This window comes from Synechococcus sp. CBW1108 (assembly GCF_015840335.1).
In the GTDB taxonomy this organism is placed as follows: Bacteria; Cyanobacteriota; Cyanobacteriia; order PCC-6307; family Cyanobiaceae; genus Cyanobium_A.
The window spans coordinates 1,970,906-1,987,854 of the sequence record NZ_CP060395.1 but is presented as its reverse complement, the minus strand read 5'-3'; the positions used below and the strand labels follow the sequence as shown (position 1 = coordinate 1,987,854).

Genomic DNA, 16,949 nt, shown 5'->3' with positions numbered 1-16,949 from the left:
TATGTGTAGTGTTCATGCGTAGATACCTCGTCGCCCTGGCCCTAGCGATGGTGTTGCCGTTGCCTGGTCTGACGGACGTGGTGGTCAAACCAGGCGAAACCCTCTCGGAGATCGCCGAGCGCCATGGGGTCAGCCTGACCCAACTGATGCAGGCCAACGGCATTACCAACCCAAACCTGGTGGTGGCCGGCCAAAAGCTGGTGCTGCCAGGAGCCCGCCGGGCCGGTTCGGCTGGCTCCAGCGTCACGGTGCGCCCAGGCGACACACTTTCGACCATCGCTGAAGCCAATGGCGTCAGCCTCACCAGGCTGATGCAGGCCAACGGCATCTCCAATCCAAACCTGGTGATCACCGGTCAACGGCTTGTCATTCCCGGCTCCCGCAACACCGCTGCCGCGCCGCCCCCCAAGCCCATTCCCACCGCCAGATACACTGTAAAAATTGGGGAAACGCTCTCTGAAATCGCCAGTCGCTTCGGCACCAGCACCGAACGGCTGATTCAGATCAACCGGATCAGCAACCCCAATCTGGTGGTTGCCGGCACCCAACTGGCCATCCCAGGGCGGCCGACCCCCTCGGTTGCCCCAGCCACGAGACCTGCGCAGCGCAACACGAAGGAACATGTGGTGCGCAGTGGTGAGAACCTCTCCACCATCGCCGACAACTACGGGGTTCCCGTGGAGCGACTGATTGCAATCAACAGGATCGACGACCCCGACCTGGTGATCTCCGGCACCCGCCTGAAACTGCAGGCTCCCCCCCCGGTAACTGCCAAGCCAACTGCCAAACCGGTGGCCCAGGCCAAACCAACCCCCAAGCCGGTGGCTCAGGCCAAACCAACCGCCAAACCGGTGGCCCAAGCCAAGCCCACAGCAAAACTGCCCCCCAAGCCCGCGGCCACCGTCACACCCGGCCCCAAACCCGTCGCCAAGGAATCTTCCTCGCCGGCCCCAGCCACCACAACTGCTAGTTCCCCCACCAAGCCATCACCAGCTCAGCCAGTAGCCCAAGCCCAACCCGCCAGCGCTGTCACCAGCACGCCAAACACCAGGCCAAGCCCCACTCCAACCCCTGCTGCTGCTACCACTATTGCTGCAACTACCACCGCCAAGCCCCCTGCCAAAGCCAAGCCAGTTATCGAGACCAAGCCGGTGGCTGAGGCCAAGCCACCGGCTCAGAAGGCCTTGGTCAGCGTCAAACCGGCCGCAGCCAAAATTGCAACGGCCACCGCTGCTCCGAGCAAAGTCGCCGCCAGCAAGCCCAAGGGACCCGACTGGCGCAGCTACGGGCCCCTCCAGGTGGACTGGGCCAACTGGCAACCCATGGGCGGCAGCTTTGTGGCTCCGACGCTCAACGGGGAGGGCAAACCCGTTTATCTGGCTGTCAATTGCGGAGCCCGCAAGCTCAATGCCACCAGCCAATCCGGCCAGTGGAAGAGCTGGGATTCACCCCAAACCGACTTCGAGAAACAGCTGATCACCGACATCTGCAAGGCCCGATCCAGTTAGGTCAGGCGGCCCAATGCAGCGGCCAAGGCTGGCGTCGATAGCGTCGGCCCGATGCCTGCAGGTAGAGGCGCTGGGCGCCGTCATTGCTCTCGCTGAGCAATTCCTCCTGCACAAGCCGCCGCAACAGCCAGCCCCACTGGGCCTCCTGTCGGGGCCTGAGCGCGATCGGGGCGGCGGCGGCCAGCTCCTCGGCCAGGCTGCGCAGATCTCGCCCCTTGCGGGCCTCCAGCGCTTCCAACACCACCGCTACCTCCGTTGCCCAGTCCCGCTGCTCCAGGGAGCCCTGGCAGTTGTCACAGCGGCCACATACTGCCGCCAGCTCACCGATGGCCAGCAGCAGCGCCTGCTCCCGGCAACCCTCGCCCTCCGCCACCGCCTCCATCCGCCGCAGCTGCTGCTGGGCCAACTCCGAGCGCTGTTGATCCTGCTGGGGTGGCGGCGTACCCACCCCCCGAATCGCCCAGCCCAAGCTGGTGCGATCGGCCGGGTCGTAGAGCACCAGACAACGGGCGGGCAGGCCATCGCGCCCCGCCCGTCCCGATTCCTGCAAATAGCCCTCGGCGCTGGCAGGCAGATCGAGATGCAGCACGAGCCCCACATCCGGGCGGTCCACACCCATGCCGAAGGCCACCGTTGCCACCAGCACCGGCGAGGGCTGGAGCTGAAAGTGCTCCAGGGCCAGCAGGCGACTTTCAGGATCCATCCCAGCGTGATACGCGATCGCCTCCACCCCGGCTGCCGTCAACCTGGCGGCCCACTGCTCCACCGTGCGCCGGGTTCGGCCGTAGATCAGCACAGCCCCGCGACTCGCCCCTATCGCTGCCAAAACCAAGGGCAGGGCATCCTCTGGCCGGCGCTGCATGCCATAGACAAGATTGGTGCGGCGGGCTGAGCGCACCTGGATCAAGGGCCGCCGCAGCTGCAGCAGGCGAATGATGTCGGCTCGCACCTGGGGTGCGGCGGTGGCGGTGAGGGCCACCAGGGGCACGCCAGGGCACTGGGCGCGCAACTGGCCCAGGCGGCGATAGTCAGGGCGGAAGTCATGGCCCCAGGCACTGATGCAGTGAGCCTCATCCACCGCCAAAGCCACCAGCTGGCCGCTGTCGAGCACGTCGTCCAGCAGTTGGCGCGTGGCCTCCGCCTGGAGCCGTTCCGGCGCCAGATAGAGCAGGCGCAAGCGATTGTCCCGCAGGCGCTCCAACAGGCCTCGCCGCTCCGGCAAGGAGAGTCCCCCATGCAGGCAAGCCGCTGGGATGCCGCGTCGCTGCAGCTGGGCCACCTGGTCCTGCATCAGGGCAACCAGGGGCGAAATCACCAGCACCAAGCCCTGGCGTACCAACGCCGGCAACTGATAACAAAGCGACTTGCCGCCACCGGTGGGCAATACGGCCAGACAGTCCTGACCTGTCAACAGGGCCTCCACCACCGGGCGCTGCCCCGGCCGAAAGGCCGACCAACCAAAATGGCGACTCAGGGCCTGCTCCAGCAGATCCGGTTCGTTAATGGACCTACCTGTAGCGCCCCCCGACCCTAGCGGCCACCAGATGCGTGGTCAGGGGTGAACCGGGGGTGGGTCCAACTGCTCGGGGGATTCCTCCACCAGTTGCAATCGCACCCGCTTGCCACCAGCCAACTCCCCCAGCGAAACCCGCAGGGTGCTGCCGCTGAGCGACTGCAGGGCCGTGAGCAACTCCCGCAGGTGGGGGGTGCTGCTGCCGCTCTCCAGCCAAAGACGCTCCTGCAGCCCACCGAGCCGCCGCCAACTGGTGTGCAACTTCAAAACGGCACTTTCCAGCGCCTGCGCCTGGCCGACCGCATCGGCCAGCAGGCCCAGGGCGTCGAGGCGCTGGGCTTCCTGCAGGGCCTTGTCGAAATCCAGCTGCCCCTGCTGGAAGGCCCGCACCGCCAGGCCAGCTTCCGCCGCCTTGCTGAGCCAGCGGGCCGTGCTGGTGACATCCTTCACCCGCTCGAGCTCGGGCTCCTCCCGCAGCACTCGACGCAGCTCCTCCTGCTGCCCTTCGGGCAGCTTGGCCAACTCCTTCACCAGGGGGGCCACTGCCCTGGGTGGCAGGAGATTGTCGGCCGTGCGCTGGCGGATCTCCTCGGGCAAAAGCGGGCTGGTGGCGGCGGTGAACTCATCGCTGAGCCGCCGCACCTGTTTGCGGGTGATCTCCTGGCCCTCATTAGCCGCCTCCGCAATCATCAGCTGGACCTCCGGATCGGCCTGGGCGGTTTCCAGAAAGGCCCGCTTCGAAAAATTGTTGACACTGGCCTCCTCCAGCAGCCCCTCCCCAACCAGGCCGTCGGCCGATTCCGCCAGCTGGATCAGGGTGTAAGCCCGCGTTTTGCTGATCTCCTGCTCCCGCAACCACTGCAGAAAACCGGTGCCGCGCCCCTCGCCGCCGCGCTTTTCACGATCCCGCACAGCCCGCAGGATGCGGCCGCGCCAGATCTCGGTCTGCAGGTCGAATCGATCGCAGACTGCCCAGGCCTCCTCAAGGCGGGCCAGAAACTCGATCGTGCTGATCGAGTCGCTTTCGGGATCGGGCAGCTCCAGGCTGAGCATCGGGCGCGCTGCTGAGGAGCTGATCGTGCCACGGGCCGGGATGGCCCCAGCAAGGGCGACGAATCGTGACGCCGGTAAATGAACCCCCGGGCGCCGCGGCTATCTTTACTCTGGTAGCCACCCGATCTACAAGCGCAGCGATGGCCATTTCCCGCGGCGACAAAGTGCGCATCAGGCGCCCTGAGTCTTACTGGTTCAATGAAGTCGGCACCGTCGCTTCGATCGACACCTCCGGCATCCGCTACCCCGTGGTAGTTCGCTTTGACAAGGTGAATTACAACGGTTTCAGCGGCTCCGAGGGCGGCATCAACACCAACAATTTCGCCGAAGCAGAACTCGACAAGGCCTGAATCCGGCTCACATGCCTGAGTCCGGCTATCCGGCCCCAGCTCAATGTCCCTGGCCGGGAGGAGCTTCTTCAGCCCATCCAGCCTGCGCCGATGCCGGAACTGCCTGAAGTCGAAACCGTCCGCCGAGGACTTGAGCAGCAGACCCAGGGATTCTCGATCGATCAGGTGGAGGTGCTCCGGGCACGGGCGATCGCTAGTCCAGCCACTCCCGCATCTTTCGCCGCCGGGCTCATCGGCACCACGGTGGGGGCCTGGCAACGGCGCGGGAAATACCTGATGGGGCAACTGAACCGAGATGGCCTGGGCGCCGGAACCTGGGGCGTGCACCTGCGCATGACCGGTCAGTTTCTCTGGCTCCAGGAGCCCAGGCCAGCCTGTGCCCACACCAGAGTGCAGCTGTTCAACGCCGCCGGCCAGGAATTGCGTTTCATCGACACCCGCAGCTTCGGCCAGATGTGGTGGGTGCCGCCCGGAGAACCGCTCGAGGGCGTGATCACGGGCCTGCGCAGGTTGGGACCAGAACCCTTCAGCGATACCTTCAGCGCGGCCTACCTGCGCCAGAGGTTACAGGGCTCCAGTCGGCCGATTAAGAACGCCCTGCTCGACCAGGGGGTGGTGGCGGGGGTGGGCAATATCTACGCAGATGAATCCCTCTTTGCAGCGGGGATCAGACCCACTACCCCCAGCGGACGACTGAACGGTAAGCAGCTCGAAAGCCTGCGTCAGGCCCTGGTGGAAGTGCTGGAAACCAGCATCGGCGCAGGCGGCACCACCTTCAGCGACTTCCGCAACCTCAGCGGCACCAACGGCAACTACGGGGGAGTGGCCTGGGTGTATCGGCGGGGGGGCGAACCCTGCCGCCGCTGCCACACCCCAATCCGCCGCGACAAGCTTGGCGGCCGCAGCACCCACTGGTGCCCCAACTGCCAGCATTGAGGCAGTCGAAGTTGCCCGTGACCGTTCCCCCTCCCAGCAGCGCCAAACTGGCGAAGCAGCTGGGCGCCGCCATGGCCGCCATCCACCGCCGGGGATGGTGTGAGGGAACCGGTGGCAATTTCAGCTGCGTACTGCAACGGCAGCCCTTGCAGTTGTTGATGGCCCCCAGTGGGGTCGACAAAGGCTCCGTCTCGCCGGAACAGCTGATCGTGGTGGACGAGCGGGGCGAGGTGCTGCGGGGCAGCGGCCGCGCCAGTGCCGAAACTGAACTGCACCTGGCCTTAGTCCAAACCTGCGGGGCCGGCGCGGTCTTGCACACCCACTCCCAGGCCGGCACCCTCCTCTCCCAGCACTACGCCCCCCACGGCGCCGGGGTGGCCCAGCTCAGCTTGCAAGACCTGGAAATGCTGAAAGGGCTAGAGGGGGTCAGTAGTCACACCTCCAGGGTGGCTATCCCCGTACTGGACAATGACCAGGATCTGCGTCGCCTGCGCTCAGTAGCAGAGCCCCACCTGGGGGCCGCCCCCTACGGCCTGCTGATCGCGGGCCACGGGCTCTACGCCTGGGGGAAGGATCTGGGGACGGCACGCCGCCACCTGGAGATTCTGGAATTCCTGCTGGAGCAGCACTGGCGCCAACTGCTGCTGCAGGCATTGGCGCCGCGCACGCCACGCCTGCAGCGACACGGTTTGCGCTGGGTATTGCTGGACATTGAGGGAACCACCTGCCCGGTGAGCTTTGTGGCCGGGGAGCTCTTTCCCTATGCAGCCGAGCAAATGGGAGCCCTGCTGTTAGCCCGGCAAGGCGATCTTGAGGTCCAGGCCCTGGTGGCCGCAGTGGAGACGGCCTGGAAACAGGATCCGGATCCAACGGCCCAGGCCCTGCGCCAGAGGGCGCCTACAGATGTCCTGGCATACCTGCAGTGGCTAATTAGGGAAGACCGAAAATTGACACCCCTGAAGGAATTGCAGGGGTTGGTCTGGGAGCAGGGCTACCGCAGCGGAGCTTTGCGGGGTCCCCTTTATGGCGATGTACCGGCAGCCCTGCGACGTTGGAGCAGCGCTGGTCTGCAGCTGGCGGTCTATTCATCGGGCTCTGTTACTGCCCAACAACTGATCTACGGCTTTAGCAATGCTGGGGATCTTCGCCCCCTTTTCAGCGGGTGGTTCGACACACGCAGCGGTCCGAAGCAGGAAGCCGCGAGTTACCTCAACATTGCCAACCAACTGGGGGTGCCAGCCGAGCAGGTGCTGTTCATCAGCGATGCCAAAGCGGAGTGCCAGGCCGCTGCCAGCACAGGCATGCAGGTGATATTCAGCTGCCGTGAGGGCAATCCGGAGCAAAACTCCGGGAAATTTGAACAGATCAGCAGCTTCGATGAACTGGAGCTGCGTACCTTGGCGTAGCACATTGGTCTGGAAAGCCAAACGATGCCTGGCACCAAGCGTGCAACCAGCCAAACAACAAAAAAGCCACCCCGAGGGGTGGCTTTTTATTGGAATGAAAGTTTTACCTGGCATCGAGCTATTTTCTCAGGGGGCTGCCCCCCAAATATCGTTGCCGCTGCAGCGTTTCACAACCGAGTTCGAGATGGATCGGAGTGGTTCCACTGCGCCATGGACACCAGGATAGTCTTCACTCCCAGGTTGAACCCTGAGAACTGCATAGGAAAAGTCAACCAGTCACCCCAAGCGGCAACGCCTTACGACGTACTACAGAAGTAGATAGGGGCTGACGATCTGGAAAAAAGCTGTGTCATCGCTGACACCTAAGAGCTTGAGTAATGGTCAAGCCCTCGGTCTATTAGTACTCCTCTGCTTCACGCATTACTACGCTTCCACATAGAGCCTATCAACGGGTGTTCTTCCCGTGACCTTACTGGCTTACGCCATGGGAATACTCATCTTGAGGTGGGCTTCCCACTTAGATGCTTTCAGCGGTTATCCACTCCGCACATGGCTACCCAGCGTTTACCGTTGGCACGATAACTGGTACACCAGAGGTGCGTTTCTCCCGGTCCTCTCGTACTAGGGAGAAATCCTCTCAATATTCCTGCGCGTGCACCGGATATGGACCGAACTGTCTCACGACGTTCTGAACCCAGCTCGCGTACCGCTTTAATGGGCGAACAGCCCAACCCTTGGGACCGACTTCAGCCCCAGGTTGCGATGAGCCGACATCGAGGTGCCAAACCTCCCCGTCGATGTGAACTCTTGGGGGAGATCAGCCTGTTATCCCTAGAGTAACTTTTATCCGTTGAGCGACGGCCCTTCCACTCAGAACCGTCGGATCACTAAAGCCGAGTTTCCTCCCTGTTCGACTTGTTGGTCTCACAGTCAAGCTTGCTTCTGCTTTTACACTCGTCGGCTGATTTCCAACCAGCCTGAGCAAACCTTTGCGCGCCTCCGTTACCTTTTAGGAGGCGACCGCCCCAGTCAAACTGCCCACCAGGTACTGTCCGGCCCCCGGATGACGGGTGGCCGTTAGAACCCTAGCTCGCAAAGAGTGGTATCTCACCGTTGGCTCACATCGACCCGCAAGCCGATGATCAAAGCCTCCCACCTATCCTGCGCATTGCGAGCCCGGGCACAATACCAAGCTACAGTAAAGCTTCATAGGGTCTTTCTGTCCGGGTGCACGTAGTCCGCATCTTCACAGACAATTCTATTTCGCCGAGCCTCTCTCCGAGACAGCGCCCAGATCGTTACGCCTTTCGTGCGGGTCGGAACTTACCCGACAAGGAATTTCGCTACCTTAGGACCGTTATAGTTACGGCCGCCGTTCACCGGGGCTTCAGTCGCCAGCTTCGCTTGCGCTGACCAGCTTCCTTAACCTTCCGGCACTGGGCAGGCGTCAGCCCCCATACATCGTCTTGCGACTTAGCGGAGACCTGTGTTTTTGGTAAACAGTCGCCTGGGCCTCTTCACTGCGACCACCTTGCGGTGGCACCCCTTCTCCCGAAGTTACGGGGCCATTTTGCCGAGTTCCTTAGAGAGAGTTACCTCGCGCCCCTCGGTATTCTCTACCACCCCACCTGTGTCGGTTTCGGGTACAGGCCATGATGCCTTAACGGGTATAGGGCTTTTCTTGGAAGCATGACATCACCAACTTCGCTGCCGTAGCAGCTCGCACTCACGCCTTGGCTCAAACCGTTTTCACCGGTTCTCAACACCTCGAACGCTTGGACCAGTAACCAACATCTGGCTTGGCTAGCCTTCTCCGTCCCCCTTCCCAAAACATCACAGGTACAGGAATGTTGACCTGTTATCCATCGACTACGCCTTTCGGCCTCGCCTTAGGTCCTGACTAACCCTCCGCGGACGAGCCTGCCGGAGGAACCCTTAGGGTTTCGGGGCATGGGATTCTCACCCATGTTTTCGCTACTCAAGCCGACATTCTCACTTCCATGCAGTCCACGCCCGCTTACGCTAACGCTTCACCCCACATGGAACGCTCCCCTACCACTCATCTGCTCAAAAAGCAAATAAATCCGCAGCTTCGGTACAATGCTTAGCCCCATTCATTTTCGGCGCAGGATCGCTCGACCAGTGAGCTATTACGCACTCCTTTGAGGATGGCTGCTTCTAGGCAAACCTCCTGGTTGTCTGGGCAATCCCACCTCCTTTATCACTCAGCATTGATTTGGGGACCTTAGCTGGCGGTCTGGGCTGTTTCCCTTTCGACCATGGAGCTTATCCCCCACAGTCTGACTGCCTAGTTACACACAGGGTATTCAGAGTTCGTATCGATTTGGTACCGCTCTCGCAGCCCGTACCGAAACGGTGGCTTTACCCCCCTGCTGGAGCACTAGACGCTACGCCTCAACGTATTTCGGGGAGAACCAGCTAGCTCCGGGTTCGATTGGCATTTCACCCCTAACCACAGCTCATCCGCTGATTTTTCAACATCAGTCGGTTCGGACCTCCACTTGGTATCACCCAAGCTTCATCCTGGCCATGGTTAGATCACCCGGGTTCGGGTCTATAAACACTGACGATCGCCCTATTCAGACTCGCTTTCGCTATGGCTCCACCATTTCCGGTTTAACCTGCCAGTGCCTATAAGTCGCCGGCTCATTCTTCAACAGGCACACGGTCATCCGATTAGTCGGACTCCCATTGCTTGTAAGCTCACGGTTTCATGTTCTATTTCACTCCCCTCCCGGGGTTCTTTTCACCTTTCCCTCGCGGTACTGTTGCGCTATCGGTCACACAGGAGTACTTAGCCTTACGAGGTGGTCCTCGCAGATTCACACGGAATTTCACGTGCTCCGTGCTACTCGGGATACAGCTAGGCCAACTTTGTTTTCAAATACGGGGCTTTCACCCTCTATGGCGCGCCATTCAAACGCTTCTTCTAACTCCGTTGGTCCACGTTGCTGTCCCACAACCCCGATGGACGAATCCATCGGTTTAGGCTCTTCCCCGTTCGCTCGCCGCTACTTGGGGAGTCGTTTTTACTTTCCTTTCCTCCAGCTACTAAGATGTTTCAGTTCGCTGGGTTGGCTCGCGCCGCCCTATGGATTCAGGCGGCCGTTCTAGGGGTTGCCCCATTCGGAAATTCCCGGATCAAAGCGTGTTTCCAGCTCCCCGAGACTTATCGCAGGTAACTACGTCCTTCATCGCCTCTGTGTGCCAAGGTATCCACCGTGAGCCCTTTGTAGCTTGACCAATTTATACTTCCAGTTCTTGGTAGCTTCGATTTCTCGATCTACACGCGGCTGTTGAGGCCGATTCTCGCTAGATTCACCTCCACCAAACTCCATAATTACTTACAGTGGCTGATGCGGTTTGAATGCCAGGATCAAACTCACTTGTCCTCGGCGGACAGGTAAGAAAACTGAAAGCTCTCGGCTCTTAAACTCAATAGAATTTTCTTGATTCCTCTCCCAGCACTGGTCCATTGCTGAACCAGCGCACGGGCTAAAAATCAAGCATCCATGAGATGCTTTATTTCCAGACTTTCCTATACAGTTGTCAAGGTTCTGCTGAAATACACACTACCCCATTTAAGGGGCAATTATGAATCCAGCGTCCTTCCATCCTATCGATGGAAAGAAGCTGAAATCAACAGCAAATTTTCTAGATCACCTACACGGTTGCACTCCCCTAGTGTGGTGCCATGCTGTGGAGCCCTGCGGCACACTTAGTTTCTATGCAATGGCATAACTGGTTTGGCTTGAAGGCTGAGCAAACGTTGGATGGAGGTTAGCGGACTCGAACCGCTGACATCCTGCTTGCAAAGCAGGCGCTCTACCAACTGAGCTAAACCCCCAGCCATCAAGTCCTGCCTGCTCAGCAGGCGGTGAATGGGCCATCCTGGACTTGAACCAGGGACCTCACCCTTATCAGGGGTGCGCTCTAACCACCTGAGCTAATGGCCCAGGAGTGTAACCCGCTTTGGGGTGACCTAGACAAAGTTTAGGAACTGAAATTGATTTACCAGTCTCTAGGTTGGTTACCCATCCTTTCACTGCTATTCAAATTGAGGTACCGATCGACCTTAGAGATGACAGAATCATGGCCTGAGAATAAAATACTCAGACATCACGATTAGTTATTGTATCCCTGTTAGGAGGTGATCCAGCCGCACCTTCCGGTACGGCTACCTTGTTACGACTTCACCCCAGTCATCAGCCCCACCTTCGGCATCCTCCTCCCTTGCGGGTTGGAGTAACGACTTCGGGCGTGGCCAACTTCCATGGTGTGACGGGCGGTGTGTACAAGGCCCGGGAACGTATTCACCGCAGTATGCTGACCTGCGATTACTAGCGATTCCTCCTTCACGTAGGCGAGTTGCAGCCTACGATCTGAACTGAGCCACGGTTTATGGGATTTGCTAGCTCTCGCGAGTTTGCTGCCCTTTGTCCGTAGCATTGTAGTACGTGTGTAGCCCAGGATGTAAGGGGCATGATGACTTGACGTCATCCACACCTTCCTCCGGTTTATCACCGGCAGTCTCTCTAGAGTGCCCAACTTAATGCTGGCAACTAAAGACGTGGGTTGCGCTCGTTGCGGGACTTAACCCAACATCTCACGACACGAGCTGACGACAGCCATGCACCACCTGTCACTGCGCTCCCGAAGGCACTCCCAAGTTTCCAAGGGATTCGCAGGATGTCAAACCCTGGTAAGGTTCTTCGCGTTGCATCGAATTAAACCACATACTCCACCGCTTGTGCGGGCCCCCGTCAATTCCTTTGAGTTTCACACTTGCGTGCGTACTCCCCAGGCGGAACACTTAACGCGTTGGCTACGACACCGAGGGGGTCGATTCCCCCGACACCTAGTGTTCATCGTTTACGGCCAGGACTACAGGGGTATCTAATCCCTTTCGCTCCCCTGGCTTTCGTCCATGAGCGTCAGTTATGGCCCAGCAGAGCGCCTTCGCCACTGGTGTTCTTCCCGATATCTACGCATTTCACCGCTACACCGGGAATTCCCTCTGCCCCTACCACACTCTAGTCTTCTAGTTTCCATTGCTGAAATGGAGTTGAGCTCCACGCTTTAACAACAGACTTTCAAGACCGCCTGCGGACGCTTTACGCCCAATAATTCCGGATAACGCTTGCCACTCCCGTATTACCGCGGCTGCTGGCACGGAATTAGCCGTGGCTTATTCATCAAGTACCGTCAGATCTTCTTCCTTGATAAAAGAGGTTTACAGCCCAGAGGCCTTCATCCCTCACGCGGCGTTGCTCCGTCAGGCTTGCGCCCATTGCGGAAAATTCCCCACTGCTGCCTCCCGTAGGAGTCTGGGCCGTGTCTCAGTCCCAGTGTGGCTGATCATCCTCTCAGACCAGCTACTGATCGATGCCTTGGTGAGCCTTTACCACACCAACTAGCTAATCAGACGCGAGCTCATCCTCAGGCGAAATTCGTTTCACCTCTCGGCATATGGGGTATTAGCGGCCGTTTCCAGCCGTTATCCCCCTCCTGAGGGCAGATTCTCACGCGTTACTCACCCGTCCGCCACTAACCCGAAGGTTCGTTCGACTTGCATGTGTTAAGCACGCCGCCAGCGTTCATCCTGAGCCAGGATCAAACTCTCCGTTGTAGTCAAGTCCTCTTGGCTTGCGCCTCAACCTGATTTGCTTCTCACCCGCTTCAACCCACTGGCGTAGGTGTCGCAGTTGGAGCCCCTTCCTCTGACAGAAGGTTGCAAAGAGTGCATTCAGAAATTTCTTTCCTCTTGACTTTCCCGAATCTCAGATCCGGTCGCGCTCGCCTCTCCTATCGGCACACCAGCTCCTGTTCCCTCGTGAGAAGGCAACAAAAGCCAACCCATAGGCGCGTCACGCTTTGTTTCTTTTTGACGGGACCTCACACCTTCACTGCTAACTCGCCACTTACCCAAACCCTTGCTGCCTCCCTCTCAGGGGCCACAAGAGTTCAGGTCAATGACGCAGTGAAAGCGTCAGTTCCTAAACTTTTTAGTTGTCCAGGTGCTTCCGCTTTCTCCCCCCTCTCGGGAGGCTCTCGGCGGAACGTTGCCTCTCAGCAACTTAGAAAACCTACAACACCGGTCGCTCTCGCTTCCCCTGCTGTCGGCCTGCTCGCTTGGGCATCTCTCCCTTGCGCGCAGACCACAAACATAACACCTGGGTGGGCCCCCAGGCAAGAAAAGGTGTCCTGTGTGACAGCGGCTTTGGGCCGGCGCCCTCCCGGATCCCATAAAAAAAGCTGCAGCAGCGGCTGCAGCTTGGGTAATTGGGCTGGGAAGGCCCCTGTGGACCCCTGGAAGAGCAGGGTCAGAACAGCCCGAGGGTTAGCGACTTATCGATCGGCAGGGCGGCACCAATGCCCAGATAGATGGCAAATGCGGTGCCGAACAGGAACACACCCATCGCTACGGGGCGGCGGAAGGGGTTCTGGAACTTATTGAAGCTCTCGATGAAGGGCACCAGCATCAGACCCAGGGGGATCATGGTCTGAAGGGCAATTCCCAACAGCTTGTTGGGAACCACGCGGAGGATCTGGAACACCGGGTAGAGGTACCACTCGGGCAGAATTTCCAGCGGGGTGGCGAAGGGATCGGCCTTATCGCCCAGCATGGCCGGATCGAGCACGGCCAAGCCCACCAGGCAGCCGATGGTCCCGAGGATGACCACCGGGAACATGTAGAGGAGGTCGTTGGGCCAGGCTGGCTCCCCGTAGTAGTTATGGCCCATGCCCTTGGCCAACTTGGCGCGCAGGCTCGGATCGGTGAGGTCTGGCTTCTTAAGGATGTGCATGGCTAGCTCCTGGAGCAGGGATCTCTGGGGACTGGAAAATGAGCTTAGAAGGAACTGACGGTTGGCTCGTTGGAGGGAACCAACAGGTTCATGGAGTCACAAGGGGCCGGAAATTCCCTGTTTGCGAATCATCAGGAAGTGCATGAGCATGAATACCGCCAGGAGCCAGGGCATCACGAAGGTGTGCAGGCTGTAGAAACGGGTGAGAGTGGACTGGCCAACGCTCTCGCCGCCGCGGAGCAGCTCAACCATGAAGTCGCCGATCACTGGCACGGCTGCGGGAACACCTGAGACGATCTTCACGGCCCAGTATCCGAGCTGGTCCCAGGGGAGGGAGTAGCCAGTGACCCCAAAGGACACGGTGATGACAGCCATGGTCACGCCGGTGACCCAGGTGAGCTCGCGGGGCCGCTTAAAGCCTCCGGTGAGATACACGCGGAACACATGCAGGATCAGCATGAGCACCATCATCGAGGCGCTCCAGCGGTGCACTGAGCGGATCAGCCAGCCGAAGCTGACATCCGTCATCAGATACTGCACCGATGCGTAGGCCTCGGCCACCGTGGGCTTGTAGTAGAAGGTCATCGCAAACCCAGTGGCGAACTGAATCAGGAAGCAGACCAGGGTGATGCCGCCCAGGCAATAGAAAATATTGACGTGGGGCGGGACATACTTGGAGGAGATGTCGTCGGCAATTGACTGGATCTCAAGGCGTTCCTCGAACCAGTTGTAGACCGGGTTAGCAGCCTGTCCGGAGTTTCCAGCAGGTGTGTTCGCCATGCAGCTGGTGGGGTAATTGCGAAAGTCTACCGATGATCAAGAGCAGCTCGTGAGTGCCCAGCCCCCCAGGCCCAGGCCTTCTCAACCCTTTGCAACAGGCCGGTCCAAGGCCAGGCATCCGCTGCGGATCCTGCTGCTGGTGGCATTGCTGGTCCTCAGCCTGCTGGCCGGACCAGCCAGGGGGACCCTCGCCCTCAGTGACACCCAGCAGCTGGTGGTGGAGGCCTGGCGCCTGGTGAACCAGAGCTATGTGGATCCCGCTCGCTTCGACCAGGTGCACTGGAAGCGCCTGCGCCAGAAGGCCCTCGAGCAACCCATCTCCAGCTCAAGCGACGCCTATGACGCCATCGAGGCGATGCTCACCCCACTGGGCGACCCCTACACCCGGCTGCTGCGACCTGGCGACTACGCCACCCTGCGCTCCAACACCCAGGGCACGGTTACCGGAGTTGGGCTGCAGCTGGGCCTGCGCAGCCCCGATCAACAAATCGTTGTGATCGCCCCGCTGGATGGCTCCCCCGCCTCTGAAGCCCAGATCCCCAGCGGTGCAGAAGTGCTGCAGGTGGATGGCAAGGCCAGTGAGGCCCTTGGGCTCGAGCAAACAGCCGCCGCCCTGCGGGGCCCAGCCGGCAGCAGGGTGCTAGTGCAGCTCAGCATCAGGGGAAAGCCCCGGGAAGTGGAGCTGGAACGGCGCCAGGTGGAACTGCGGCCGGTGCGCAGTAAGCGGCTGCGGGTGGGCGACCACACCCTGGGGTACCTGCGGATCACCCAATTTTCCGAACCGGTGCCCGAGGCCGTTCAGGAAGCCCTGGCAGATCTCAACGGCAAGGGCATCGAGGGCCTGATTCTGGATCTGCGCAACAATTCCGGTGGCCTGGTGAGTGCGGGGCTGGCGGTGGCGAATGACCTGCTCGATGGGGCTCCGATTGTTGAAACCCAAGACCGCAATGGGCTCAGCTCCCCCCAGCAGGCAAGCCCTGGCCAGCTCTTCGACGGACCGATCCTCACCCTGGTGAACGCGGGTACCGCCAGCGCCAGCGAAATCCTGGCGGGGAGCCTCCAGGACACCGGCCGCAGCGAGCTGGTGGGGGCACGCACCTTCGGCAAGGGACTGATTCAAACCCTGATCCCCCTGGGCGACACCAGCGGCCTGGCCGTAACTGTGGCCCGCTACCTCACGCCCAGCGGTCGCGACATCCAAAACCAGGGCATTGAACCCGATGTGGTGTTGCCCCAGCCCGAACCCCTCGATCCCGGCGGCGAAGGTGACAGTTGGCTCGAACAGACGGGCCACTTGCTGGCAGGCCGCCTGGACGGGAACCCATAAAGATGGGGGAACGTACCTATCACGACCCGCTGCACGGGGCGATCCGCCTCGATGGCGCCGACCCGGCCGAAGCCCTGGTCATCGACCTGATCGACACCGCCCCCTTCCAGCGCCTGCGCCGGGTGCGCCAGCTGGGGCCAGCTTTTCTGACCTTCCACGGAGCCGAATCGAGCCGCTTCACCCATTCCCTGGGGGTGTTGCATCTGGCCCAGCTGGCCCTGGGCCAGCTGGAGCGCCGCAATCCCGCCTTGGCCGAGCACCGGGCCGTGCTCTACGCCGCGGCCCTGCTCCACGACGTGGGCCATGGCCCCCTGAGCCACTCCGGCGAAGAGATGTATGGGCTCCACCATGAAGCCTGGTCGGGTCGCCTGATCCGGGAACATCCGGCACTGCGGGACCGGCTGGAGACCTATGCCCCAGGCACCGCAGAGGCCGTGGCCGCCCTGCTGGAGCACGGCCAGTACCCCAACGCCGCGATCCAGGCCCTGGTGAGCAGCCAGCTCGACTGCGACCGACTCGACTACCTGCTGCGCGACAGCTACAGCACCGGCACGGCCTACGGCAAGCTTGATCTCGAGCGGATCCTGGCAGCCCTAACCCTGGCCCCCGATGGCCAACTGGCCATCACCCCCAAGGGACTGATGGCCGTGGAGCACTACCTAGTGGTGCGCAATCTGATGTACCGGAGCGTCTACAACCACCGGCTCAACGTGGTGTGCAACTGGCTGCTGCGCCAGACCATCGCCAGCGCCCGCAGGCTGGGGCCGGCAGAGGTTTGGGCCGACCCGGTGATGGCCCGTTGGCTGTGGCATTGCGATGGGCTCGATCTCGAGACCTTCCTGGCCAACGACGACATCCGCACCGGTTATCACCTGATGCGCTGGATGGAGGAAGGCCCTGCGGAGCTGCAGGCCCCTTGCCGCCGACTGCTGGAAAGACGGCTGCTTAAGGCCACCGCCGTGAGCCACCTGGAGCCGGGCCGGCGGATGGAGCTGCTGGCTGCAGCCCATCAATTAAGTGAAGCTGCAGGATTAGACGTCGAAACCAGCTGTGGCCTGGAACAGCGCCAGAACCGCGGCTACCACCCGTACAAGGGCGGCTTGCGGCTCTGGGATGGCGAGAACCTCCAGGCCCTGGAGCAGCGCTCTGCCCTGGTGCAGAGCCTCACCACCCCAGTGGAGCTGGCCTGGCTGATCCATCCTGCCGAGGTGGCGCCTAAGTTGCGCAAATTGGTGGGCCGCTGAGCAGG

10 protein-coding genes, 2 tRNA genes, 3 rRNA genes and 1 pseudogene are annotated in these 16,949 nt (G+C 60.9%); 7 read left to right on the top strand and 9 right to left on the bottom strand.

Going from position 1 to position 16,949, the window contains the following annotated elements:
• Positions 1-14 precede the first annotated feature (14 nt).
• Entirely contained in the window at positions 15-1,508 is a 1,494-nt protein-coding gene (locus tag H8F27_RS10790; protein ID WP_197148098.1) for a LysM peptidoglycan-binding domain-containing protein, read from the top strand.
• Between the two features lies 1 nt (position 1,509).
• Here the strand turns inward: H8F27_RS10790 and H8F27_RS10785 are convergent, their stop codons facing one another.
• Together H8F27_RS10785 and H8F27_RS10780 are read right to left on the bottom strand one after the other, a co-directional pair.
• A complete protein-coding gene (locus H8F27_RS10785; protein WP_197153512.1) occupies positions 1,510-2,994 on the bottom strand; it encodes an ATP-dependent DNA helicase RecQ in 1,485 nt (494 codons plus the stop codon).
• A gap of 66 nt (positions 2,995-3,060) precedes the next feature.
• Entirely contained in the window at positions 3,061-4,074 is a 1,014-nt protein-coding gene (locus tag H8F27_RS10780; protein ID WP_197148097.1) for a hypothetical protein, read from the bottom strand.
• Between the two features lie 140 nt (positions 4,075-4,214).
• On the opposite strand from H8F27_RS10780, the gene H8F27_RS10775 reads away from it, so the two are divergent.
• The 4 genes and pseudogenes from H8F27_RS10775 to mtnC all read left to right on the top strand — a co-directional run bounded on the left by H8F27_RS10775 (position 4,215) and on the right by mtnC (position 6,766).
• Positions 4,215-4,424, top strand: coding sequence for a photosystem I reaction center subunit IV (locus tag H8F27_RS10775; RefSeq protein WP_197153511.1), 210 nt, complete (start codon positions 4,215-4,217; stop codon positions 4,422-4,424).
• Positions 4,425-4,514: 90 nt separating this feature from the next.
• Complete coding sequence (locus H8F27_RS10770) at positions 4,515-5,360, top strand: DNA-formamidopyrimidine glycosylase (RefSeq protein WP_197148096.1); 846 nt, start codon at positions 4,515-4,517, stop codon at positions 5,358-5,360.
• A pseudogene (gene mtnB, locus H8F27_RS10765) lies at positions 5,339-5,986 on the top strand (methylthioribulose 1-phosphate dehydratase); the annotation flags it as partial. The gene H8F27_RS10770 and the pseudogene mtnB, both read left to right, overlap by 22 nt.
• A gap of 48 nt (positions 5,987-6,034) precedes the next feature.
• Positions 6,035-6,766 carry an acireductone synthase gene (mtnC, locus tag H8F27_RS10760; RefSeq protein WP_197153510.1) on the top strand — a complete coding sequence of 244 codons (732 nt, stop codon included), beginning with the start codon at positions 6,035-6,037 and terminating at the stop codon, positions 6,764-6,766.
• 105 nt (positions 6,767-6,871) lie between these two features.
• Here the strand turns inward: mtnC and rrf are convergent.
• From rrf to petB, 7 genes are all read right to left on the bottom strand, one after another.
• Positions 6,872-6,988: ribosomal RNA gene (gene rrf, locus H8F27_RS10755) — 5S ribosomal RNA — on the bottom strand.
• Between the two features lie 155 nt (positions 6,989-7,143).
• Positions 7,144-10,030: ribosomal RNA gene (locus tag H8F27_RS10750) — 23S ribosomal RNA — on the bottom strand.
• Between the two features lie 531 nt (positions 10,031-10,561).
• Positions 10,562-10,634: transfer RNA gene (locus H8F27_RS10745), tRNA-Ala, on the bottom strand.
• A 35-nt stretch (positions 10,635-10,669) separates the two neighbouring features.
• Positions 10,670-10,743: transfer RNA gene (locus H8F27_RS10740), tRNA-Ile, on the bottom strand.
• 187 nt (positions 10,744-10,930) lie between these two features.
• A 16S ribosomal RNA gene (locus H8F27_RS10735) occupies positions 10,931-12,416 on the bottom strand.
• Together the 16S, 23S and 5S rRNA genes with 2 tRNA genes alongside form the textbook arrangement of a ribosomal RNA operon.
• Before the next feature lie 694 nt (positions 12,417-13,110).
• Entirely contained in the window at positions 13,111-13,593 is a 483-nt protein-coding gene (gene petD / locus H8F27_RS10730; protein ID WP_197148095.1) for a cytochrome b6-f complex subunit IV, read from the bottom strand.
• A gap of 96 nt (positions 13,594-13,689) precedes the next feature.
• The gene (gene petB / locus H8F27_RS10725) at positions 13,690-14,373 is read right to left on the bottom strand and encodes a cytochrome b6 (protein ID WP_197148094.1); all 684 of its coding nucleotides are present in this window, start codon (positions 14,371-14,373) and stop codon (positions 13,690-13,692) included.
• Between the two features lie 130 nt (positions 14,374-14,503).
• Between petB and ctpZ the strand changes: the two genes are divergently transcribed.
• A complete protein-coding gene (ctpZ, locus tag H8F27_RS10720; protein ID WP_370594510.1) occupies positions 14,504-15,700 on the top strand; it encodes a carboxyl-terminal processing protease CtpZ in 1,197 nt (398 codons plus the stop codon).
• A gap of 2 nt (positions 15,701-15,702) precedes the next feature.
• Positions 15,703-16,944 carry an HD domain-containing protein gene (locus tag H8F27_RS10715; RefSeq protein ID WP_197148092.1) on the top strand — a complete coding sequence of 414 codons (1,242 nt, stop codon included), beginning with the start codon at positions 15,703-15,705 and terminating at the stop codon, positions 16,942-16,944.
• Positions 16,945-16,949: the final 5 nt, after the last annotated feature.

Coding starts and splice junctions, on each gene's coding strand:
- H8F27_RS10715 (WP_197148092.1), top strand. CDS start 15,703: ATGGGGGAACGTACCTATCACGACCCGCTGCACGGGGCGATCCGCCTC.
- H8F27_RS10770 (WP_197148096.1), top strand. CDS start 4,515: ATGCCGGAACTGCCTGAAGTCGAAACCGTCCGCCGAGGACTTGAGCAG.
- H8F27_RS10775 (WP_197153511.1), top strand. CDS start 4,215: ATGGCCATTTCCCGCGGCGACAAAGTGCGCATCAGGCGCCCTGAGTCT.
- H8F27_RS10790 (WP_197148098.1), top strand. CDS start 15: ATGCGTAGATACCTCGTCGCCCTGGCCCTAGCGATGGTGTTGCCGTTG.
- petD (WP_197148095.1), bottom strand. CDS start 13,593: ATGCACATCCTTAAGAAGCCAGACCTCACCGATCCGAGCCTGCGCGCC.
- petB (WP_197148094.1), bottom strand. CDS start 14,373: ATGGCGAACACACCTGCTGGAAACTCCGGACAGGCTGCTAACCCGGTC.
- H8F27_RS10780 (WP_197148097.1), bottom strand. CDS start 4,074: ATGCTCAGCCTGGAGCTGCCCGATCCCGAAAGCGACTCGATCAGCACG.